Here is a 22,645-nt window from a genome sequence, read left to right as displayed (position 1 = left end):
TCAAAATGTTTTAAATTCGTGTTAAGGGGATTAAAACTATTTGTAAAATAAAAGTAAAACAATCGTATAAGTTAAAAACCTTTACTGAAATAAAAGCTTTACGCTTTTCTTTGAGTTATATTGCAGTATGATTTTAAGCCGCTTTATCGCTATTGCTAAGGAACAGCAATGCACAGTGGAATTGATCATATTGCATAACAATAACGTATTAACCTATATCGAACGTTAGTAGGCAATGCATTTATTGATGATTAATAAAATCAGTTAGACGGTAATAACCGTGGCTAACTACTATCATAAGTAACGAACACAATATTCGTGATACTTATTTATTTGGAGAAATGAATTTATGCAAATATATATTATGCGCCATGGACAAGCAGAAATGATGGCTAATTCAGATTCAGAACGTAACCTAACGGATGAAGGGCGTCATGAATCAGAGATAATGGCTAAGTATTTAGTAAAACAAGATGTTAAATTTGATGCTGTATTAGTGAGCCCCTACATAAGAGCCCAGCAAACCTGGCAATCAGTCAGTCCTTTTTTTGAAGGCATTAGCAATATCCAAGTTTTACCCTGTTTAACGCCAGCCGGCAGTGCTCGAAAATCTGTTGATGAAATACTCGCTTTACAAGCTGAAGGTATTCAATCTGTATTACTGGTTTCACATCTCCCTTTAGTAGGTTACATCGTTGGTGAATTAGTACCTTCGGCTGGTGTTCCTGCTTTCTCTACCTCTGCTGTTGGACATATCTCACTTAATGATGAAGATGGCTTTGCTGAATTAGTTAGTTTAACGACAGTATCTCAAATCATAGATTAACGGTTTTTCTTGCTCGGCGTTAACACGCCGTATCATTGCTCCGCATAAATATATATTCCATATATGGTAGCCTCAACTATGCTCGAAGATACTGCTTTTTTAATGGCTGATTATGAACAAAGAGTACAAGCCCAACGTACTTTTTTCATGAAAAATAAACCTTTCTCATTAGCTTATCGTGTACAACAGCTAACACGATTGAAACAGGCGGTGACAGCAAACAAAAGCGCTTTGATTGGAGCCCTCAATGTCGATTTGCATAAATCAGAGTTTGAGGCTTATCTTACTGAAGTCGGGTTTGTGTTAAATGAATTAACGGACACCATAAAGCATGTTAAAAAGTGGATGAAACCTAAAAAAGTATCAACGCCATATTTTTTACAACCTGCAAAAAGTCATATCCATGCAACACCCTTAGGTGTTTGCTTAATTATTTCTCCTTTTAATTACCCGGTTTCATTGTGCCTTTCTCCGTTAATTGCTGCACTTGCTGCAGGTAACACATGTATTATTAAAACATCTGAATTAACACCTAATGTGAGTCGCGTATTAACCTCGTTAATTAATGCCACTTTTGCATCTGAATATGTCCACTGTATTAGTGGTGAAGTCGAGCATGTGACCGCTTTGTTAGCCCAAAAGTTTGACCATATCTTTTTCACTGGCAGTAGCGAAGTGGGAAAAATTGTGATGCAGCAAGCGGCTAAACAGTTAACGCCAGTGACTCTTGAGTTAGGTGGTAAAAGCCCGTGTATTGTGTGTGCCGATGCGAATATTGATATCGCCGTTAAACGTATTGTTTACGGTAAAATGTTAAATACCGGACAAACCTGTGTTGCTCCTGATTATGTATTAGTTGATGACAGTATTAAACAAACATTCTTAGATAAACTAGTAGCGAGAATCACTGAGTTATACGGTGATAATGCTTTCAATAATGAAGCATTAGGGCGAATTGTAAATCAGCGACATACGCAGCGCATTAGTGAATTAATTGAACAAGATAAGGTGCTAGTAGGCGGTCAGTTTGATATCGAACAAGGCTATATTGCACCGACAGTGATGACCAACGTAGATTTATCTGATGCAATCATGCAACAAGAGATCTTCGGGCCTGTTCTACCCGTGTTAGGTTTTACCAATTACGATCAGGTATTGCAGGTTATTGAACATTTACCAGCGCATCCACTAGCCGCTTATATCTTCTCTGAAAGTAAACAGACTCAAGCACTGTTAAACTCAAAAATCCAAGCAGGTGGTATTGCTATCAACCATTGTGTTCAACACCTTGCTAACCCGAATCTACCTTTTGGTGGGGTAGGCTTAAGTGGTATTGGGAGCTATCACGGCAAACACGGTTTTGACTGTTTTTCACATCAAAAGAGTGTACTTAGGGCATCTACTTGGTTAGACCTACCCTTGCTATATCCACCCTATAAAAACAAATTATCACTGCTTAAAAGATTATTTAAATAACTGAACTATTGGGATTTTTAGGGTTGTGTTTTAAGTATTATTCTGGCCATCTCTTTTGCGATCAATGCGGATTGCTTCATGCCTCGAGTGTGGGCCATCACAATCGCTCCTTCAACTAATAATCCTATTTGATCTGCTTTCTTTTGAGTGGCTTTATCAGTTGCTTTAGTGGCTAATTGCGCTGCAATAATATCTACAATCACCTGTTTATGTTTTGCCGCAAAAATATTAATTGGATGATTAGAGTCTGCGTATTCTGCGCTGACATTAATAAAATTACACCCAAAGAAAGTTTCACTATTAAACCATTCACTTAAATTATCAAAAATAACCAATACATTCTCAACGGGATCATTATTTTTGGGGCTTTGCTTATTACCTTCAACTTTATCTTTCAATTTACTGACAACTTGTTCATGACGAAGTTGTAATGCTGCCAATATCAATTCTTCTTTACTACGAAAATGCTTATACAGTGTTGCCTTAGAAACCCCTGATTCCGCTAAAATTAAATCGATTCCGGTTGCGTGATATCCATATTTATTGAATAAAATCAATGCTATATCGATTAAGTGTTGTTTTCTTGGTTGCATTTAATTGGCTGTCCTCTTTAGGAGCGATGTTAATACACGGCATGTGATAACTGAATTATAACCAATTTAAACTTGACGTAAACAGTTCTGTTCACCTATAGTGGTAAACAGATTTGTTCACTCTTGTTTTTGTCATCATATCTATTGGCATTAATACTGTTATTTGTGAAACAAATATTTTTATAAATGAAAACTTAATAAAGGTATTTACTATGTGCTCTACATCAACAGAAAGCAGTAATGCAACCGTTACAACAATTGCTACTTCAGGTATCCATCATTTAGGTCTTACTGTTCCAGATATTAAACAAACTGCCGCTTTCTTTATTGAACAATTAAACTTTAAAAAAGTAGGTGAAAAACCAGCTTACCCTGCCATTTTTGTATCTGATGGCACTGTTATGTTGACGTTATGGCAGATCAAAGATGCAGAGAATTTGATAGCGTTTGATCGTACTAAGAATGTTGGCTTGCATCATTTTGCGTTAAAAGTGAATAGCATCGAACAATTACATACTCTTTATCAGAAGCTACTTAAACTTGATCAAGTAGCTATTGAGTTTGCACCAGAAGCATTAGGTGATTCGCCTTTTGTACACATGATGTGTTCGATTCCGGGTGGTATTAGACTTGAATTGATTAGTCAATAAAGAGAATACGATGGAAAATAGTTGGCATCAAGGTGAGCGCTTAATACAGAAGCGGGTAGGTACTGAACAACGAATGGCTGACATTGGCCCTAAATTCATTCGTGAATTTATGCCTTTACAACATCGTGAATTTTTTCAGTCTCAGACTATGATTTTCATGGCTTATCGTGATACCACTTCAATCATTCAAAGCAGTATTTTGTTTGGTGAAGAGGGCTTTATTTCTTCACCCACAGAGACTGAATTATGGATCAATACACAAAACCCAATGAGTGATTTCAGGAACAATCAAATTAACGTGGGAGATCGTATTGGTTTACTCGCTATTGAGTTTAATACAAAGCGACGTAACCGCGTTAATGCGATCATTACTGAGATTAACCAAAAGAACATCAAAGTATTGGTGTTACAGAGTTATGGAAATTGCCCTAAATATATTCAACCTAAAACATTGGTCAGCAATGCACATTATGATCCCACGTCGCAGCTATCTTCGACCATAATGACCAATAACCTGCGAACCTTGATTTGCCAAGCAGATAGTTTTTTTATTGCCAGCTACTTTGATGATGGAGAAGATAACAGAAGTCGTGGCGCTGATATCTCGCATCGTGGCGGGGAAGCTGGTTTTGTTCGTATTAACAACAAGGGGCAATTATTAGTCGAAGATTATTTAGGTAATGGCTTTTTTAATACCTTAGGTAACTTACTGGAGAATCCCACGGCGAGCTTATTATTTTGTGATTGGCAGCAGGGACATGCTATACAGATAAAAGTGACCTGTGAAATACTATGGCCAGATACAATACAAGGTCAATCAAACCAGAAACAGAGCGAAGCAAAACGTACGTTATGCTTCACACCTCATAAATTTACTATATTAAGCAATAGCCTAGCTTACCGTAGTCAATAATCATTCATTTCTATTTACATTAAACCTTCTCTTAAAGTCAGTTATTAGTTTTTTAATACATCATAAAGCAGTGGTTTGGATGGTTCATATAACTGTCAATTTCATAGTTTATTCTGTTTGTATTAAGGATAGAAAAATCTAGTGCATTGGTTTATGTCGTATTGCATTCTTATTTTTACTTACTATAATATACGCATATGTGAATATATGGAATTTTATATGCAACCGCATCAGTTTTTTAAAATGTTATCCGATGAAACACGATTACGCTGCCTTATCTTAATCGCAAGAGAGGAAAGGATCAGTGTCGGTGAACTGTGTTTGGCACTGGATCAAAGTCAGCCAAAAATATCACGTCACCTTGCAATTTTACGTCAATCGGGTGTGCTCTTGGATCAGCGTGAAGGACAGTGGATCTATTACCAAGTCAATCCTGCGTTACCAGGTTGGATGCGCAAAGTGATTGCAGGGTTAACCACTTCAAAATGTTTAAAAGCAGAATACCTTGATGATATTGAAAACTATCAACAAAGCAAAATGACAGAAAAATAACCAGATTAAATGTAAATTAAAAAGAGAGAGCGAACATGACAATTAAAGTAGGTATTAATGGATTTGGACGTATCGGTCGTTTAGCAATGCGCGCAGCATTCGATTGGCCAGAAGTTGAATTTGTACAAGTAAATGATGTAGCTGGTGATGCAAAAACCTTAGCGCACCTATTAGAGTTTGACTCAGTACAAGGTCGTTGGAATCACGCCGTTACTTGCACTGACAACACTATGGAAGTAGCAGGGCAATCAATTAAAGTAACGCAACAGGGGGAAATCGATGCTGTTGATTGGTCTGGCTGTGATGTTGTTATTGAATCAACAGGCGTTAACAAAGAGAAGGCCTTATTAGATAAATACACAGCACAAGGCGTTAAATTAGTGGTGGTTTCAGCTCCGGTTAAACACCCTGATGTCGCTAATATTGTGGTAGGTGTGAATGAAGAAACCTTCAAACCAGAGTTTCATAAAATCATTACAGCAGCATCTTGTACCACTAACTGTATCGCACCGGTTGTGAAAGTTATTTATGAAAAACTGGGCATTACTAATGCCGCATTCACAACTATTCATGATTTAACCAATACACAAACTATTCTTGATGCGCCCCACAAAGACCTTCGTCGTGCGCGTGCTTGTGGCATGAGCTTAATTCCCACAACGACGGGATCAGCAAAAGCAATTATTGAAATTTTCCCTGATTTAAAAGACAAAATTAACGGTCATGCAGTACGTGTACCATTAGCTAATGCATCATTAACAGACATTGTTTTTGAAGTGGCAAGAGATACCAGCGTCGAAGAAGTTAACCAACTATTAAAAAAAGCATCAGAAGGTGAATTAGCGGGTATTTTAGGATATGAAGAGCGCCCATTAGTATCAATTGATTACCGCGGTGACCAACGTTCAACCATAGTAGATGCCTTATCAACCATGTTAATCGGTAAGCGTATGTTAAAAATCTATGCTTGGTACGATAACGAGATGGGTTACGCAACGCGTACTGCTGAATTAATTAAAAAATTCTCATTAATGTAATAGCCGTTAGGAATAAAAGCAATGAAGTGGTTTTTAACGTTAGATAAATCCTTACGACAATATTTATTAGTAACCTTTAACTATTGGAATTTTACCGTAACAGATGGCGCACTTCGCATGTTAGTGGTGCTGTATTTTTATCAATTAGGCTATAGCCCTTTAAACATCGCTTTATTGTTTTTATTTTATGAAGTATTCGGAGTGATCACCAACCTTGTTGGCGGTTGGTTGGGTGCGCGAGTAGGTTTAAATCGCACCATGAACATTGGCTTAGCCATGCAAGTCGTTGCGTTATTGTTGCTTACCGTCCCTAGTGAATGGTTAACCATACCTTGGGTGATGATGGCGCAAGCTTTGTCTGGTATCGCTAAAGATCTCAATAAAATGAGTGCTAAAAGCGCCATCAAAACGCTTATTCCTAATAATCAACAGGGTAAACTTTACCATTGGGTTGCAGTATTAACTGGCTCTAAAAACGCGTTAAAAGGCGCAGGTTTTTTCATCGGTGGATTACTGTTAACGCTGGTGGGTTTCCAAGTAGCCTTGTTGATCATGGCGGGTCTATTGGCCGCGGTGTTTGTGATGAGCTTGATGTTCCTCGAAGGGGATTTAGGGAAAGCTAAAACTAAACCTAAGTTTAGTCAGATGTTTTCAAAATCAGGCCCAGTGAACATCTTATCAGCAGCACGTTTATTCCTGTTTGCATCACGTGATGTATGGTTTGTGGTGGCTTTACCTATTTACTTAGCCAGCATCTTTGGTTGGTCACACTCTGTCGTTGGCGCTTTCCTCGCCGCTTGGGTGATTGCCTACGGCATAGTGCAAGGCTTTGCCCCTAAAATAACCGCCTTCTTTGCGAAAGAGGGAACAACACCAGGCGGTAAAAATGCCATGCTATGGTGCACATTATTAGCGGTTGTAACAGGTCTGTTAGCGATAGGTATACAACTTGAGTGGCAAGTACAAACCTTGATTATCGTTGGATTATTGATTTTTGGTGCTATTTTCGCGATCAACTCCTCGTTACATTCCTACTTAATCATCAGTTATGCCAAACAAGATGGGGTGTCATTAGATGTAGGTTTCTATTACATGGCAAACGCAATGGGGCGTTTAGTCGGCACCGTATTATCTGGCTGGGTTTATCAAGCCTACGGTTTTGCCGCGTGTTTATGGATAGCTTTTGCTTTCCTAGTGATCACTAGCATCATTTCATTGAAGCTACCTGAGCAGGGAAGCGATGCAAGTAATCCGAATGGTTAAATATTACTAGCGGCAATAACTTAAGGCCTTTAGTTTATAAAAGGGGAGGAGAAATAATTCAAAACCTTTCTTAAAGTTATAATGTGTTGATGTTAAGAGAGTTATTATTCCCTATTTTTATTATTAATAGGGATCTTTCCTTTGTGTTTAATTATTATTTTTTTGACTTTTTATTGTCTTTCAGCGTATATTTTAGCAAATTAAACTATTTCGTACTTTCATTGTTAACATGAAATAACTTGGTTTCTTGGTATGTATGGAAAATGCTTGGAGGTTCCATTTAATGTATCTAAGTGCGGTCCAGCAGCTAACACCTGTATGATCGGTTTTAAACCTAAAACTGAGAACAAATTCTGAACCGTTTTTCTTATCCTTTATGAGACTGAGAGGTTGTTAAAGAAGCAAGTTGATGATGAAACTTACTTCTGCAGGTTTAGCAAGTTTGTTCCTTCGGTTATGTGAGTTTGAAGTTTTGTCCTACAGCTTTTTGTGTTGTATTAACACTATCCTCATCAATTGTATTAGCTAACTATTTTTGCATCTCAGTAAGGAGTTGGTTAGTAGTATTTTTCAATTTTCGGAGATTTAAATGAAAAAATTTCTATCACTATTTTTAGTGTCCTTTTTAAGTGCTTGTACTACAGTTAAATACAATGGAACTGAAACATATGTCAATCAAGTTGATTATCCTGAACTAAATAAAGTTATTACAGTTTATATTGGAGATTACTTAGTTCAAAAAGGCACAATTACAGAAGAAGATGTACTGGTAGTTAATCAAATGATTGATGGTTTACTTTATGATATTCCTCCTCAAAAATATAAACAAATTGGGTTTGATAATAAAGATGACTTCTATTCATCTCAAGGTGTTTCTCGGAGTGTTTTAGCAGATCCTATCCAAGCATTATCATTGCGTAAAACCCAAAATTCAAAATTATGTGTGGTGACAACTTTAGGTAATAAAGAATGCTATACGGGAGATTACGAACGTAAAAAACAATTATCTGAAAGAGGTAGTAGTTTTCAGCAAACTTTAATTTATAGTGGTCGAGTCGGAGACAAAATTAACATAGGTTATAGAGAATTCAGTAACAATAATGGAGGTCAGTATTTAACAATGATGTAGAGTATGATTTATCATCATCAAAAATAATTGGTTACAAAGGAGCTTTCCTTGAAATTCTCGAAGCCAATAACAGTAGTATTACGTATAAATTAATTAAAAATTTCCCATAAATAATGCTAAAAGTACTTTAAATGAAATAAAAAAAGTGTGCTATGTTTGTTTCTCAACAAGTGGTAAAAGAGCTCGTTTTTACAAATTTATGACAAATTACAATTCTACCTTATTGTTTTATTAGATTATTAATTTCAAGAGTTGCTAATTTTTGTCGAAAATAGAGAAACTCTACAGCCTCATTCTTTTTTAAAGAATACCGAAGTGTTGGCTCTGGCAAGGCTGGAATAACCTACATTTCGTGTTAGGGGTGCATGAATATCATTGAGCTGAACCCAGCAATGTCTTACCAGACCTTTGATGTCTGTGGTACCACACCCTGCTGGTGAAGTTGGTACCTTCACCACAAATCCATTTATTGGGCAGCAATCCGATAAATGGCGTCACTGGCCTGTGACGTTAAGCTCAGGTGTTTAATTTTCCTGAGCCGGCTCGGGGTTTATTACGGAGAACATTATGTTCACTCTTAAAACTTCGAAAATCGAGATTAGTATTGATATAGCGGCAATTATCAAAGCTTCTGCTTATTTGTTGCTTTTATTTATTTGATCTTTGGCGAGGGCGGCTTTTGTCGCCCTTAGGCCTAAAATAAGAACAGTAGCTTTATAAGTTACAAACAGAATGCCTACCACTTATCCAAAATAGAAATCATAAAACTAGTTACCTAATCGGGAATCACTATGAATCATACATACAAAGGTTCTTGCTTATGTCATCGAATTACTTTTGTCGTTGATGGCTTTAACGAAAAGGCGGCTAATTGTCATTGCACTATGTGTCAAAAATTTCATGGTGCTGCATTTGGTACACTGGTCAGTGTAAAAGGATTAACATGGAGTACTGGGGTTGAGTTTATAAAAGATTTTACAGCCCCGAATGGTACCACTCGCTCTTTTTGTAAAGAGTGCGGCTCAAGTTTAGGCTTTAGAGTTAAAGACGCACCAATAGAAGAAATAGAATTAGCTATTGCCCTTTTTGATGATGATATTCCCGTGATCATTGACGCTCAAATCTATACAAAGTACCGAGCTAATTGGAGTACTCTTCAGTCTGAGATACCCGCATTTTGTGAAGGCAGAGAATTTTAAAAGTAGATAGCAAAGTAAAGCTGATTCCTAGGTAAAACATAGATTTTAGACTTAAATGATTAACCATCACTTTCAATCTCTCTCGAATTAACGTCTTTGGAGGTCTTTATCAATATTCAACGTTTTTCAACCTTAACTAACCTCTCTTCCCATACTATTCGCTATTATGAAAAAATTGGTGTGTTAAAGCACATCGCTAGAAATAGTAGTGGGCATCGATTTTTCACTACTAAAGATATCGAATGGATTGAATTTGTTAAACGTTTAAAAGAGATGGGGATGCCGCTGGATAATATTAAGTTGTATGCCGATCTACGAGAGCAGGGCGAGTCAACGGCAGAGCAACGCAAGCAGTTGTTGCAAGAGCATGTTGTTATCTTAGAAGAAAGAATTGCTTTAGAGGCATTGCACCTCAAGAAGATTAAAGAAAAAATCCTCTATTACGAAAACTTAAACGGTTGACTTAGAGTTTACTCTAAGGGTTAACCTCTATTCATCCCATTAATAAATAGAGGTTAATATGACAACATTAAACGAGCGTTATGAAACAGGGTTAAAGAATCTAAAAATCATCGATAAAGAGGCAGGTGAAAAAGTGGTCGAGAGTTTAATTGACTGCTCACCAGACTTAGTGAAGTACATTATCGAATATGGGTTTGGTGATGTTTATAACCGTACAGAGCTAGCACTTAAGTCAAAAGAGTTAAGCGTAGTGGCTGCTCTAACCGCCATGGGAAATGCGGCACCGCAGTTAAAAGTACATATTCATGGTGCATTGAATGTCGGGGCTAATATCGCTGAAATCCAAGAAGTGATATTACAAATGTCTAGCTATGCTGGTTTTCCCGCTGCGATTAATGGCATGTTAGCCTTAAAGGAAGTGGTTGCGGAACGCGAACAAGAGGGCAAGTTAGATGAAGTTGGGGTTAGTCGGCCATCTTCTGTTCCTGAAGGAGCTTCACGTTATGCGCTAGGTGTGCAAAGCCTAAGTCAATTGGATGAGAATCAAGTTGAAAACTTAGAAGCGACGTTTGAAGATATCTCCCCCGATCTCGCTAGGTTAGTGATTGAATACGGTTTTGCCGATATTTTTTCAAGACCCGCTTTAGATATTCAGCATCGAGAAATGGCCACCCTCGCAGCTTTAACTGCCATGGGTACTGCTTCAGCACAGCTTAAATTTCATATTAAAGCCGCTTTACATATAGGCGTCAGCCAGATAGAGATTCGAGAAATCATTATTTTAATGAGTGTCTATTGTGGTTTCCCTGCCGCTATTAATGGCACTTTAGTTTTGAAAGAGGTGATGAGTGAAAGTAGTTCATCATAGCTAGGGCTTCTAGCATTTATTATTTAACTTCAATACAGGGGCGTTAAGAAAAGCGAATCAACACTGCTGTTTAACATAGAACTATGTTGTACTAGCGGTTTTACCTTATAAATACTCTAGTTATCTGACTTATATTTTTTGATGCAGTTAACTAGAATAAAAGCTGTTCAGGCAGTCTCCGTATAAATATCATGATGCTAGAAGTAATAGTCATAAAAAGTGATTAAAGACATACCATTAAACTATTCAATGAGTGACTTAAAAGGGGAGAAAGTGTGTTTAACTCAAAACAAACAAAGAACGAGAAACTCTCTCAACAAAAAATTGATGCGGCTATCAAACGTCTTGAGCGTTTTAGTAAATTAACGGATAGCAGTATTCGTATCCCTTTTACCCAATTTAAAGTTGGGGTTGATGCGATCATTGGCTTAGTGCCTATTGTTGGTGATGCCATTGGTGTGCTGTTATCAAGTTATGTGTTGTTTGAAGCGCAGCGGGTGGGAGTCAGTAAAGGTATTAAATTAAAGATGATCGTTAATATATTGATCGATTTTTTTGGTGGCCTGATTCCCTTGTTTGGTGACCTTTTCGATGCCTTTTTTAAAGCCAATACGCGTAATACGGATTTATTAAAAGATTATCTAATGAAGCAAGGGAAGGTCGGTTGAGAAGTTAAGGATTCAGGTTAATTTATGTTGTTATTCATACCATTTTACGTATTGTTAAGCGTTATCTATACATATTAATCTGAAAGGAAACCTTATGAAATTAACGCTTTATCACATGGGACATTGCCCATTCTGTAAGCGAGTCATCAAAGTTATTCAAAGCCAGAAAGTCGCGGTGACTTATAAAGATTTAGATGTACATGATAAGTTGAGAAAAGAGCTAATGGCAGGTGGCGGTAAAGTACAGGTACCTTGTTTATTGATTTCTGAAAAGGGCAAAAGTGACCAGTGGCTGTATGAGTCTCAAGATATTATTCACTTTTTAAAACAATATTATTAATGTTTACAGTTGTTCTAAGCTGGTGGTTTTACCAGCTTATCTTGATTAACAAATTGCTCTGCTAATTGCTTTACCATAGTCTGGCTAATCGGGTTATGAGTATGGTTTGCTAGTAATAATACGATATCTACCGCTGGCAAAGCAGGCAAACTTGGGTCATCAATGATGATTAATGACTCTGCTTTGCTTATTTCTGCTATTGCACCTATTGCTAAATGGTTTTTTACTAGCGCATCAAGCGCACTTAAACTCGAACAACAGCCAATCACTTTAAATTGTCGCTCAGTTTTTAATAATCCTTCTATTGCGGCTTGATGAAATTTACAATCACGCATAAAAATAGCGATTGGTAAGGTCATATCTCGATGGTAACTAAACTCTTTACTTTTAACCCATACACCGCTACTTGCATGTAGGAAGTATCCTTCTTCTGAACTAGGAGAACGAGTCGCTATAATTAAATCTAGTAAGCCTTGATCTAGCTGGTTCTTTAGTTCTGTAGTTGATGCACAGGTGATTTGTAAATCTAGTTGTTCAATAAGTTGATGTAAGAGTTCGGTGATTTTGGGCAATATCGAGAGAGCATAATCATCAGGGCAACCTAGACGTATACGAACCTGGCCAGCACTTGTTTTTAATTGTTTATAAGCTTCGTCATGCAGTGCAATTAATTGTTTAGCATAGCTGGCTAACTGAATACCTGCATTAGAAAGCACAAGTTGTCGACCTTGTTTAACAAATAATGGGTTAGCAACATCCGATTCCAGTTTCTTCATCTGCATACTAACCGCTGACTGAGTCCGACAGACTTGCTGTGCGGCACGAGTAAAGCTGCCTGTATCAACAAAGGCTAAAAATGTACGAAGAGCATCAATATCCATTTACATCCTATAACATATAATACATCAGTTTAATTGATGTAATGTATGAAAAACTTTGGCGAGTATTTAATTACACCATGCTTTATATTGTTTATAACTTAATCATTTAGGAGTTGTAATGCAATTATTTATTGGTAATAAAAATTATTCTACATGGTCATTGAGAGTTTGGTATTTAATGAGTAAATTCAATGTATTATTTGATGAGACTCAGTTGGTACTTGATACACCAGACTTTTATATTGCGCTACAAAAATATTTTACAGTACAGAAAGTCCCTGCGCTGATTGATGGTGATTTAAAAGTATGGGATTCATTAGCGATTTGTGAATACATCAATGATGCTTATTTATCAGGAACTGCATGGCCAAAAAATATTGTAAAGAGAGCCCAAGCTCGTAGTTTAAGTGCAGAGATGCATTCTGGATTTATGGCGTTAAGAAACGAAATGCCAATGAATATAAGAGCAACGCGTAAGGTTGAGTTGTCAGCGGCGGCTAAACAAGATATTGCGCGTATTGATGATATTTTTGCTAGCCAACAAGAGTTGTACCCTAATTCATGGTTATTTGGTGAGTTTAGTATTACAGACGCAATGTATGCTCCAGTGGTATTACGTTTAAAAACATATCAAATTAGGTTATCTCCTCTGGCGGAGCAGTATTGTAAGTCTGTGATGAGTTGCCCTGTGTTGCAGGATTGGATAGCACAAGCACTCACTGAAACTGATATTGTCGAATGCGATGAAGCGGGTGTAGAGGTTTAACGCCAATAAAAAGGGGACAACATTGTGTCCCCTAGATTGGTTTAGCTAGCTAACATGGATGTGTGACTAGCATTATTTTATTAAACAACCGTGATCACGTCATCCATTGCTAAACGTGCTTTTGGTAAGCCATAGTTATAATCTTCTTCTGTTTTTGGGTAGCCGATTGCTAATGCAACTTCACAGATGTGCCCGTCTAACTCTTCTTTAAATAATTCACCGATTAAATCAGCATCTACACCTTCCATTGGTGTTGATGAAATACCCATGCGTGGCAAAGTATGTAAGATGTTACCTAGTGCAAGGTAAACCTGTGCTTTAGTCCATGAGCCGTTAAAGCCATGTTCATCAGTATTTGAGTCTGCAAAAGCGTAAGCACCCATGAAGTTTTCGTACATTTCAGCTGGCAGGTGACCTGAGCTTACTTCTGCATCGACACGTTTACGGAATTTGTCTTTAGTAAATTTAGGGTCGTAAGCAAATAAAATAGTATGTGATGCTTCTTTTGCATGTAGTTGGTTAAACTGATGCTTGTTAGCAAATGTATCATGTAAACGTTGTTTACCTTGTTCACTTTCAACAACGATGAATTTCCATGGTTGTGAGTTGATAGATGACGCAGATAGACGCAGTGCTTCTTTGATTATTTGCATATCTTCAGCTGAAATGCGTTTTGTTTGATCGTATTTTTTTGTGGTGTAACGAACGTTTAAGTCTTTAATGATTTGTTGGCTCATAATCTTATTTCCTGAATTTTTTAGTGTCTTGCCGATTTTTGTCATGGGCGTAATTAGTGCAATAGGTACGCTCATTTGATGTTGGCTAGTATATTGATTTGTTATGGTTTTATAAGATTGGTAATGCTAAAAACAGTTTCTAATATTTGTTAATAATAGAGGCTCAATAGAAACTGACGCTTCAACTAATTGCAGTGGTGTAATTAACATTCGATGCGGAAAACTGGCGCGTTAGGGCGGTATCAAGTAGGTGTTGTTTATGTTGAAGGTGATTGAAGCTGAGTTGAAAATGAAGATGGACCTATTCTCCTTCGGGTATGCACGTTTCTCACGCTGAACAACAGTGGAACCACTGGGTAAATTAAGTTTTTTTAGATAGCTTACCTATTAGGGTTACCACTAAGAAACATAATCCACCTGCTACTAAACCAACAATTCCAGTTAATAGGCTTGGTAATATTGATGCGATTAAGTCAGGAGTATTGGTAAATAAAGCTGTGATGTTATGGACCCATTCAGCAAGAAAAGAGAGGTTATGCTCTATTAAACCACCGCCCACCAAGAACATTGCCACTGTACCAACGAATACTAATAATTTCATTAAGATAGGCGCAAAGGCGATTAAAGACTTCCCTACAAGAGGCAACATAGATTTTGTATTGTCTTTAGACTGGTTCATTAAATATAAGCCTAAATCATCCATTTTTACGATGGCTGCAACAAAACCATATACAAAACCGGTTAATCCTATAGATAACGCAGTTAAGGTTAAAACCTGCGCAACTAGGTCATCTGAAGGGATGGAAGCGAGCGCAATAATAATGATTTCAGCAGATAAGATAAAATCGGTACGAATTGCGCCTTTGATCTTTTTCTGCTCGACTGCCAGCAAGTCAATATTCTGATCTGCATTGGCTTGGAGGCGTTGTTGTTTTTGATGTGCTTTGTCCGCGGAAAAGAGGGAGTGTGCTATTTTTTCAAAACCTTCAAAGCATAAATATACCCCACCGATTAACAACAAAATATTAATGGCGATGGGTAAAAAGGTGCTTAATAGCAGTGCAATGGGCAGAATGATCGCTTTATTCAATAATGACCCCTTTGCCACAGCCCAAACAACAGGAATCTCTCGGTCTGCTTTAACGCCTGACACTTGTTGTGCGTTCAGGGCTAGGTCATCACCTAAAATGCCGGCTGTTTTTTTGGCCGCTACTTTGCTCATTGACGCAACATCATCTAACACAGTGACAATGTCATCTAATAAAATTAATAAGCTAGCCATAGCGTGACCTCTTGATTGAGCGGGTGATTGAATTAATGTTAATTTAGCGTTTCTTTTCTTCTTTCATTTGCCAATCTTCTAGTTCTACTAAAATTGATAGCGCCCCTTGACCACCAAACTCTAAAGGGGCTTGGTGAAAAGCTAAAATATCAGGGTGTTGTGCTAGCCAAAGTGGTACTTGTTTTTTGAGTACATGTTTCCCCATGCCATGCACCACACTACAACAATATAACCCTTCTTTTTTACAACAGTTAATCAAGGCAGCAAGCTCACTTTTTGCTTCTTGTTGCGTTAAACCATGTAAGTCAAGAATGATCTCTGGTGTGAAGTCACCACGACGTAATTGCTTAACTAAATACTTTTCTGCATCACTTCGGCTATAACGAACGGGACCTTCACTTGGCAGTAATGGTTCATAGGCATCAGAGAAATGGCTTTGTTCAAAGTTTTGTTCACGTTTTTCTTTAATGACCGCTTTATTCTTAATGTTTTTCGGGGGCAATTTTATGGTATCCTGTTGCAATTTTTTGATACCAGCAAATTCTGCGCTAAACAGCGAAAAATCATCATCATTATTATAATCGGTCATGGTTTTTCCTAAACTAGGTAGTTGAATGAGCGAAGTTTACCTTAAGTGGAGAATAAATTGGATACGATTTTTAGTGATGAAGCGGTTGATGAGTTAGTAACCATTCAAGATATATTACGTTGGGCTGTGACAGAGTTTAATCGTGCTGGATTATTTTTTGGTCACGGTACTGATAATGCTTGGGATGAAGCCGTACAACTAATCTTGCCGTCATTAAACCTTGAGTTACAAAGTAATATCTCAATCTTACAGTCACGTCTAACACAACGTGAACGTAAAATGTTGGTTGAATTAATTGTGACACGTATTGAACAGCGTATTCCTGTACCGTACTTAACTAATAGTGCATGGTTTGCGGGATTAGAGTTTTATGTTGATGAACGTACCTTAGTGCCACGCTCTCCAATTGCAGAGTTGATTGAAACTAAGTTTGAACCTTGGGTTCAAACGTCGCCAAAACGCATTCTTGATTTATGTACTGGTAGTGGTTGTATTGCGATTGCTTGTGCTTATGCTTTTCCTGATGCAGAAGTGGATGCAGTTGATCTATCTGAAGATGCATTAGAAGTCGCTGATATTAATATCCAGAATCACGGTTTGTCTCAACAAGTATTCCCTATTCAATCAGATCTATTTAGTGGCGTTGAAAATGAGAAGTACGACTTGATTGTATCTAATCCGCCTTATGTTGATGCGGAAGATATGGCAAACTTACCGGAAGAATATAAACATGAACCTGAGTTAGGATTAGCTTGTGGTGATGATGGGCTGGACTTAGTACGTGAAATGTTGCGTCAAGCAGGTTCAATGTTAAATGATGATGGTGTGTTATTTGTAGAAGTAGGAAACTCTCAAGTGCACTTACAAGCTGCTTACCCAGAGATCCCATTCCAATGGATTGAATTTTCAATCGGTGGACATGGTGTATTTGCTCTAACTAAAGCACAGCTTGATAACATTAGCATTTAATTAACATCTATTTTGAAATTTATTAAAGTGAGAAATTAACAATGGCAGGAAGCAGTATTGGTCAAGTGTTTAAAGTGACAACCTTCGGTGAAAGCCATGGTGTGGCGTTAGGTTGCATCATTGATGGTATTCCACCTAATTTAGCGATCACTGAAGAAGATTTACAACATGATTTAGACCGCCGTCGTCCGGGACAATCACGTTATACAACCATGCGTCAAGAAGGTGACCAAGTTAAGATTTTATCGGGCGTATTTGAAGGTAAAACAACGGGTTGTAGTATTGGTTTGATCATTGAAAATACCGATCAACGTTCTAAAGACTATTCAGCGATTAAAGACTTGTTCCGTCCTGGTCATGCTGATTACACTTACCATCAAAAATATGGACACCGCGATTATCGAGGTGGTGGTCGTTCTTCTGCACGTGAAACCGCAATGCGTGTGGCAGCAGGAGCAATTGCAAAGAAATACTTGAAAGAGCAGTTTGGTATTGAGATCCGTGGTTACTTAAGCCAAATGGGCGATATCACGCCTGATACTATTGATTGGAACGAAGTAGAAAACAATCCTTTCTTCTTCCCTGATACGAGTAAGTTAACTGCTCTAGAAGATTGCGTGAAAGCCTTGATTAAAGAAGGTAATTCGATTGGTGCTAAGGTAACCGTGGTTGCTTCTGGTGTGCCAGTTGGTCTAGGTGAACCTGTATTTGATCGCTTGGATGCTGAATTAGCACACTCTTTAATGAGCATTAATGCAGTTAAAGGTGTGGAAATCGGTGATGGTTTTGAAGTGGCAAACCAAAAAGGCACTGAGCATCGTGATGAAATGACACCTGAAGGCTTTTTATCAAACCATGCTGGTGGTGTACTGGGCGGTATTTCAACTGGCCAAGATATTGTTGCGTCAATTGCATTAAAACCCACGTCTAGTTTGACTATTCCTGGTCGCACTATTACGACTGATGGTGAAGCAACAGAGATGATCACAAAAGGTCGTCATGATCCATGTGTTGGTATTCGTGCTGTGCCTATTGCAGAAGCGCAAATGGCGATCACATTACTTGACCATGTATTACGCCATCGTGCTCAAAATTTACATGTAACAACCAATACACCTCACTTAAAATAATCTACATTTAGTAAATGAAAACGAGTTACTGTTATTTAAAATCCGATGTTTAACCACATCGGATTTTTTTGTTTGTCACTAAATACTTATAAGTTTGAGTCGAAGCTATATAGAGCAAAATAGTTGGGTTAGTTGTGTTTAAACAGAACTATGTTGTTATCTATCTCGTTAACTAGTTTATTGTCTTTATCAGGGTAATCAAATTGACTGAGTAAGTGGCGGATAGCATGTATACGAGCACGGCGTTTATCGTTTGAATTAATAGTGATCCAAGGTGTGGATTTTTTATCGGTAAACTTAAACATATCATCTCGCGCAGTGGCGTACTCATTCCACTTTTCTAGCGCTTCGAAATCCATTGGACTAAGTTTCCATTGTTTTAATGGGCTACTCATGCGTTCATGAAAACGGCGCAGTTGTTCTAATTTTTCAACGGTAAACCAAAACTTTACTAATACAATATCGGACTCTACTAGCATGCTTTCAAGTAACGGTGCTTGTTGGTAAAAACGTGCTAAATCATCTTTAGAGCTAAAGTTCATGACGCGTTCTACCCCCGCACGGTTATACCATGAACGGTCAAAAAATACGATTTCACCTGCGCTTGGGAAGTGGTCAATATAACGTTGGAAATACCATTGTCCTTGTTCTCGGTCACTGGGTTTATCCAAAGCAATAACCTTTGCATGACGAGGGTTTAAATATTCTGTGAAACGTTTAATAGCACCACCTTTACCAGCAGCATCTCTGCCTTCACAAATCACCACTAAACGTTTACCACTATTTAATAGGTAATCTTGTAGTTTCACCAACTCGATTTGTAATTTGGCTAAGCTAGTTTCATATTCTTTTTTATTAAGACGTTCTGAATAGGTAAAAGTACCTTCTTGATGAAGTAATTTGAGACTTTCTTTGGTGGATAACAATGGTGTGGTTTTACCTGCTTTAATGGCTTGGTAATACAGCGTGCAAGCTTGTTTAACATTGGTTATTTTCTTAGCGCTTGATTGTTCCTGTTTCATGTTGACGCTCCATCTATTTTAAGATTCAAGATAATGGGTCATGCTATTAGAGGTATTGTTTAAATTGTATAATCTTTCCCTGTTCATTAATTTCTATCTGCTCGGCTTCTAATAAGGCCTTCTGTCTAATAAATGCATCACCCTTTAAAGAAATTTTTCCTTGTGAATTCACCACGCGATACCAAGGTAAACGGGTGTCTTTAGGAAGTTTTGCTAATATTTTGCCTACATGACGAGAATGTGCTGGGAATCCTGCTTGGCTAGCAAGTTGCCCATAGGTGGTTAATTTCCCTTTTTCTAAATAAGATAGAATGGTAAAAATATTTTGTGCAAATTCATCCATCAATCGGTTTCCGTATATCTTTGATTTCTTAGCCGGTTATTTGATCAAACAAGGCTGTTATATATTACTTAACGTGTAATATATATTAAATATTAATCTCATCATTAACTTGTCAACGGAAAAAACATGAATATCCGTGGTTTACTTATTATTACTTTCTGCTTAATTGTCATAATACCTATGACTCTTTTTTGGGCATGGCCTTATTCAAAAGCGTTAGATCTTGAAATTCAAGAAGTGAATGAAAAACATTTAGTGATCGCTAAGAACCTTTCTACTGCTTTTGAGCGATACTATCAAGATATATTAGGTGTTTTTTCTATATTAGAAACGGGTTCTCAAAAACAAGTCACTTCACCTGAATTTAATGCTTTATTAAAAAGTTTTCAGTTCCTTGAAGTGGCTGCCATTGCTGAAAATGGCGAACTGCAAACCTGTATTTTTAGTCACCATGACCAGTGTCAGCCTGTAACTGATAAAGCCATTTTATCCTTAGCTAAGAGTACGTTAGGAGAAGAGGATATTCGTGATATTCGTATTTCTACGGTGACAGAAGCCCCTAATATTGACGCTAATCCGCTACTGTTAGTGGTTAAAAAGCTAGGAAATCAGATTTTATTGGGTTACCTGTCTACAGAATACATTATCAAAATGGGAAAACGGGTCTCCTTTGGTGAAAAAGGTCATGCTGCGATTGTTGATCAAGCTGGTCAGGCTTTAGCTCACCCTTTAGCTTCTTGGATAAAAACTAGAAAGGATATGAGTAAAATCAGCGCTGTACAAAAAATGCTAGCTGGTAAAACCGGGGTTGATAAATTTTACTCGCCTGCTTTGAAAGGGGATATGATTGCGGGTTATACCAATGTGCCCGGCGCTGGGTGGGGAGTGATGGTGCCACAACCTATTCAAGAGTTAGAAGGTAGAGCTGTTGAGATAGATAAAGCAGCAATCATGGTGATGTTGATAGGGGTGGGTTTAGCGTGTTTATTTGCTATTCCTGTTTCTTTGTTGATTATTAAACCATTGGAAAATCTATCAAAAATTATCAATTCAATTAAAAGAGGTGAAAGTAAAGTTAATTTAGCATTTTCCTTTTCTAAGGCTGTCCCAAAAGAGATCTATGCACTAAAAATGCAGTTTGCTCATATGATGGAAACGATTGAAGCAAAAGAAAGCGTGATTGCCAAACTCGCCTATTTTGATTCGAATACTGGCCTACCCAACCGCAATCACTTTTATCGTTTGTCTCATAAAGCATTAGCTAAAATGATCAAATACAATCAAAAGGGCGCTTTAGTTTTTATTGATTTTGATGGGTTTAAAGAGGTTAACGACACCTATGGGCACAAAGTGGGGGACGAACTATTGTACTTATTCGGACAACGCCTTACTCACTATTTTGCTATCAATGATTTAACTAAAACTGAATTAGCTTTTTATGACTCTTTACCTAAGGTTATTCCTGCTAGGTTAGGGGGAGATGAGTTTGTTATTTTATTGCAAGATGTGAAGGATAAACAGCACGTTTCTTCGGTTATTAAAGATTTACTGGATATTGTTTTTGATGAATACAAAATGAATCAACACCTTAATTTGAAGGTGACAGGTAGTGCTGGAGTAGCATTATTTCCTGAAGATGGCCAAGAATATGACCAGTTAATGAGAGCCGCAGATTTAGCTATGTATGATGCAAAATCAGCAGGAAAAAATACACTTTGCTTTACTAAACCATTAAAGTAATAAAAAACTAACCTAAAGTTTTTTATATTTAGGTGGTTATTTATTACTAGGTAAACTAATCACTTTTCTTGGTTTTAGCTAAACAGTACCGAGCAGCGTAGTAAACAATTTAACTCCCATGATAAAATATCTTAGCGGAGAAATGCCATCTGAAGGTGTGCTGAAAATTCTAGAGTTACAGCTTTTATAATGAAATTAATAATTTAACTAATACCTGCCTTGCTAGATATCTTTTTTGATAGTTATTTTTAAAGTCTGGTTTAATTACAAACGCCTCAAAAATAGATGGCTATTTAGTTGTTATTTATGAGCTTATTAGTGTTGAGTTATCTACTAAAGCATAGATAATAAATAAAATGCGTTATTGAATTTATTTAAATAACAACACTTAAACCGGATTAAAAGAATCTACTTACAGGCTTTGTTCTATACATTATAAGTGTCCTCCCCATTTATCAAACGATAATGAGCTCACTTCATAACTCTATAATGGAGCTCTTACCCCTTAAAAAGCTGCAAGTACGATAAACGTCTATGGTTAGACTCTCTGATGAAAGTTTGCATTGAATCTAATCGGTAGTGTTTTTTTAATCATAGTTTTTACTTTGTGCTGTTCGTTGTTTACCTGGTTGGAAAGGACTGATTATTATTGGTGTGAAGCTCAAAGCTAAACCTCCCCCTAGGGTAGATTTTTAATAATTAATCATAAAGCAATCTATAAGTTCCGCGAGCACGTATAGACTAATAATTAAGCTATTCTTTTTCGAAAATAACTTACTGTTTAAGTTTGTATTGCTGATTTAGCAACCGATTTCAAAGGACAATGAGTTAATTACTTTAACTTAATGTAAGCCGAGAGGTATCACTCATTACCGTTAGATACAAACCAGTTTAGAAGAGGAAATCTCTATTATAGTAAGGTCAATGTGAGTCATTACTAAGCGTAAAACTGCGTGTTTTGCTTTTTAAATATAAAGTGATGATAGTAAAAGTTAAAAATCCTGAGGCGCTCTCTTAAAACTCGTAAAGTCACAAAGCAATGTAATTAAAATTAATTTTTTTATCACAGGGTTATTTAATAAAATGACTTCTACTGAAAATTTATGTCATTACGAATGCCATATAAAGTAATAAACTTTCAGTTTTTTTTAAAAAAGTGTGAGCTGTCACGGGGAAGGTTATAAAAAACAAGTCCGAATATCACCCTGTC

24 protein-coding genes and 1 pseudogene are annotated in these 22,645 nt (G+C 37.2%); 18 read left to right on the top strand and 7 right to left on the bottom strand.

The genetic code is table 11. The annotated features are described in order from the left end of the window. Positions 1 to 349 precede the first annotated feature (349 nt). Positions 350 to 826, top strand: a complete 477-nt coding sequence (sixA, locus tag OW492_RS03910; RefSeq protein ID WP_290038575.1) for a phosphohistidine phosphatase SixA — start codon at positions 350 to 352, stop codon at positions 824 to 826. Positions 827 to 904: 78 nt separating this feature from the next. After that, the gene (locus OW492_RS03905) at positions 905 to 2,302 is read left to right on the top strand and encodes an aldehyde dehydrogenase (protein WP_290038573.1); all 1,398 of its coding nucleotides are present in this window, start codon (positions 905 to 907) and stop codon (positions 2,300 to 2,302) included. A gap of 17 nt (positions 2,303 to 2,319) precedes the next feature. On the opposite strand, the gene OW492_RS03900 is transcribed toward OW492_RS03905, so the two are convergent. After that, positions 2,320 to 2,895 (bottom strand): TetR/AcrR family transcriptional regulator, encoded by a 576-nt coding sequence (locus OW492_RS03900; protein ID WP_290038571.1) that lies wholly within the window; start codon positions 2,893 to 2,895, stop codon positions 2,320 to 2,322. Between the two features lie 212 nt (positions 2,896 to 3,107). Between OW492_RS03900 and OW492_RS03895 the strand changes: the two genes are divergently transcribed. The 12 genes and pseudogenes from OW492_RS03895 to OW492_RS03840 all read left to right on the top strand — a co-directional run bounded on the left by OW492_RS03895 (position 3,108) and on the right by OW492_RS03840 (position 11,976). Beyond that, a complete protein-coding gene (locus tag OW492_RS03895) occupies positions 3,108 to 3,545 on the top strand; it encodes a VOC family protein (protein WP_290038569.1) in 438 nt (145 codons plus the stop codon). A 10-nt stretch (positions 3,546 to 3,555) separates the two neighbouring features. Then, positions 3,556 to 4,458: a pyridoxamine 5'-phosphate oxidase family protein gene (locus OW492_RS03890; RefSeq protein ID WP_290038568.1), complete on the top strand. Its 903-nt coding sequence runs from the start codon at positions 3,556 to 3,558 to the stop codon at positions 4,456 to 4,458. 219 nt (positions 4,459 to 4,677) lie between these two features. Beyond that, a complete protein-coding gene (locus OW492_RS03885; RefSeq protein ID WP_290038567.1) occupies positions 4,678 to 5,010 on the top strand; it encodes a metalloregulator ArsR/SmtB family transcription factor in 333 nt (110 codons plus the stop codon). A gap of 35 nt (positions 5,011 to 5,045) precedes the next feature. Continuing rightward, positions 5,046 to 6,047: an ArsJ-associated glyceraldehyde-3-phosphate dehydrogenase gene (locus OW492_RS03880; RefSeq protein ID WP_290038566.1), complete on the top strand. Its 1,002-nt coding sequence runs from the start codon at positions 5,046 to 5,048 to the stop codon at positions 6,045 to 6,047. Between the two features lie 21 nt (positions 6,048 to 6,068). After that, positions 6,069 to 7,310, top strand: a complete 1,242-nt coding sequence (arsJ, locus tag OW492_RS03875) for an organoarsenical effux MFS transporter ArsJ (protein WP_290038564.1) — start codon at positions 6,069 to 6,071, stop codon at positions 7,308 to 7,310. 589 nt (positions 7,311 to 7,899) lie between these two features. Beyond that, positions 7,900 to 8,439, top strand: coding sequence for a hypothetical protein (locus OW492_RS03870; protein ID WP_290038563.1), 540 nt, complete (start codon positions 7,900 to 7,902; stop codon positions 8,437 to 8,439). Between the two features lie 791 nt (positions 8,440 to 9,230). After that, complete coding sequence (locus OW492_RS03865) at positions 9,231 to 9,638, top strand: GFA family protein (protein WP_290038561.1); 408 nt, start codon at positions 9,231 to 9,233, stop codon at positions 9,636 to 9,638. A 96-nt stretch (positions 9,639 to 9,734) separates the two neighbouring features. After that, positions 9,735 to 10,100, top strand: coding sequence for a MerR family transcriptional regulator (locus tag OW492_RS03860; protein ID WP_290038560.1), 366 nt, complete (start codon positions 9,735 to 9,737; stop codon positions 10,098 to 10,100). 58 nt (positions 10,101 to 10,158) lie between these two features. Continuing rightward, positions 10,159 to 10,536: pseudogene (locus tag OW492_RS03855) on the top strand (carboxymuconolactone decarboxylase family protein); the annotation flags it as partial. Further along, positions 10,519 to 10,968 (top strand): carboxymuconolactone decarboxylase family protein, encoded by a 450-nt coding sequence (locus OW492_RS03850; RefSeq protein ID WP_354669217.1) that lies wholly within the window; start codon positions 10,519 to 10,521, stop codon positions 10,966 to 10,968. The pseudogene OW492_RS03855 and the gene OW492_RS03850, both read left to right, overlap by 18 nt. 275 nt (positions 10,969 to 11,243) lie before the next feature. After that, complete coding sequence (locus OW492_RS03845; RefSeq protein WP_290038559.1) at positions 11,244 to 11,636, top strand: DUF4112 domain-containing protein; 393 nt, start codon at positions 11,244 to 11,246, stop codon at positions 11,634 to 11,636. Positions 11,637 to 11,730: 94 nt separating this feature from the next. After that, positions 11,731 to 11,976 carry a glutaredoxin gene (locus OW492_RS03840; protein WP_290038557.1) on the top strand — a complete coding sequence of 82 codons (246 nt, stop codon included), beginning with the start codon at positions 11,731 to 11,733 and terminating at the stop codon, positions 11,974 to 11,976. Between the two features lie 14 nt (positions 11,977 to 11,990). Here OW492_RS03840 and OW492_RS03835 read toward each other — a convergent pair whose 3' ends face one another. Beyond that, positions 11,991 to 12,857 (bottom strand): LysR family transcriptional regulator, encoded by an 867-nt coding sequence (locus OW492_RS03835; RefSeq protein WP_290038555.1) that lies wholly within the window; start codon positions 12,855 to 12,857, stop codon positions 11,991 to 11,993. A 118-nt stretch (positions 12,858 to 12,975) separates the two neighbouring features. On the opposite strand from OW492_RS03835, the gene OW492_RS03830 reads away from it, so the two are divergent. Further along, on the top strand, positions 12,976 to 13,623 hold the full coding sequence (locus tag OW492_RS03830) for a glutathione S-transferase family protein (RefSeq protein ID WP_290038554.1): 648 nt from the start codon (positions 12,976 to 12,978) through the stop codon (positions 13,621 to 13,623). Positions 13,624 to 13,703: 80 nt separating this feature from the next. On the opposite strand, the gene OW492_RS03825 is transcribed toward OW492_RS03830, so the two are convergent. The 3 genes from OW492_RS03825 to smrB all read right to left on the bottom strand — a co-directional run bounded on the left by OW492_RS03825 (position 13,704) and on the right by smrB (position 16,231). After that, positions 13,704 to 14,360: a nitroreductase family protein gene (locus OW492_RS03825; protein WP_290038552.1), complete on the bottom strand. Its 657-nt coding sequence runs from the start codon at positions 14,358 to 14,360 to the stop codon at positions 13,704 to 13,706. A 361-nt stretch (positions 14,361 to 14,721) separates the two neighbouring features. After that, positions 14,722 to 15,642, bottom strand: a complete 921-nt coding sequence (locus OW492_RS03820) for a DUF808 domain-containing protein (RefSeq protein WP_290038550.1) — start codon at positions 15,640 to 15,642, stop codon at positions 14,722 to 14,724. A gap of 43 nt (positions 15,643 to 15,685) precedes the next feature. After that, positions 15,686 to 16,231: an endonuclease SmrB gene (gene smrB / locus OW492_RS03815; RefSeq protein WP_290038549.1), complete on the bottom strand. Its 546-nt coding sequence runs from the start codon at positions 16,229 to 16,231 to the stop codon at positions 15,686 to 15,688. A gap of 57 nt (positions 16,232 to 16,288) precedes the next feature. On the opposite strand from smrB, the gene prmB reads away from it, so the two are divergent. Continuing rightward, positions 16,289 to 17,200, top strand: a complete 912-nt coding sequence (gene prmB / locus OW492_RS03810; protein ID WP_290038547.1) for a 50S ribosomal protein L3 N(5)-glutamine methyltransferase — start codon at positions 16,289 to 16,291, stop codon at positions 17,198 to 17,200. Between the two features lie 41 nt (positions 17,201 to 17,241). Further along, a complete protein-coding gene (gene aroC / locus OW492_RS03805) occupies positions 17,242 to 18,330 on the top strand; it encodes a chorismate synthase (protein ID WP_290038545.1) in 1,089 nt (362 codons plus the stop codon). A 128-nt stretch (positions 18,331 to 18,458) separates the two neighbouring features. Here aroC and ppk2 read toward each other — a convergent pair whose 3' ends face one another. Together ppk2 and OW492_RS03795 are read right to left on the bottom strand one after the other, a co-directional pair. Continuing rightward, positions 18,459 to 19,352, bottom strand: a complete 894-nt coding sequence (gene ppk2 / locus OW492_RS03800; protein WP_290038543.1) for a polyphosphate kinase 2 — start codon at positions 19,350 to 19,352, stop codon at positions 18,459 to 18,461. A gap of 46 nt (positions 19,353 to 19,398) precedes the next feature. Then, entirely contained in the window at positions 19,399 to 19,695 is a 297-nt protein-coding gene (locus OW492_RS03795; protein WP_290038542.1) for an MGMT family protein, read from the bottom strand. A gap of 126 nt (positions 19,696 to 19,821) precedes the next feature. On the opposite strand from OW492_RS03795, the gene OW492_RS03790 reads away from it, so the two are divergent. Continuing rightward, on the top strand, positions 19,822 to 21,435 hold the full coding sequence (locus tag OW492_RS03790) for a diguanylate cyclase (protein ID WP_290038540.1): 1,614 nt from the start codon (positions 19,822 to 19,824) through the stop codon (positions 21,433 to 21,435). Positions 21,436 to 22,645 lie beyond the last annotated feature (1,210 nt).

Origin of the sequence: Psychromonas sp. 14N.309.X.WAT.B.A12, from assembly GCF_030397575.1 — a bacterium.
GTDB lineage: Bacteria > Pseudomonadota > Gammaproteobacteria > Enterobacterales > Psychromonadaceae > Psychromonas.
Note: the sequence above shows the minus strand (reverse complement) of the source record. Positions and strands in the feature narration are given on the sequence as shown.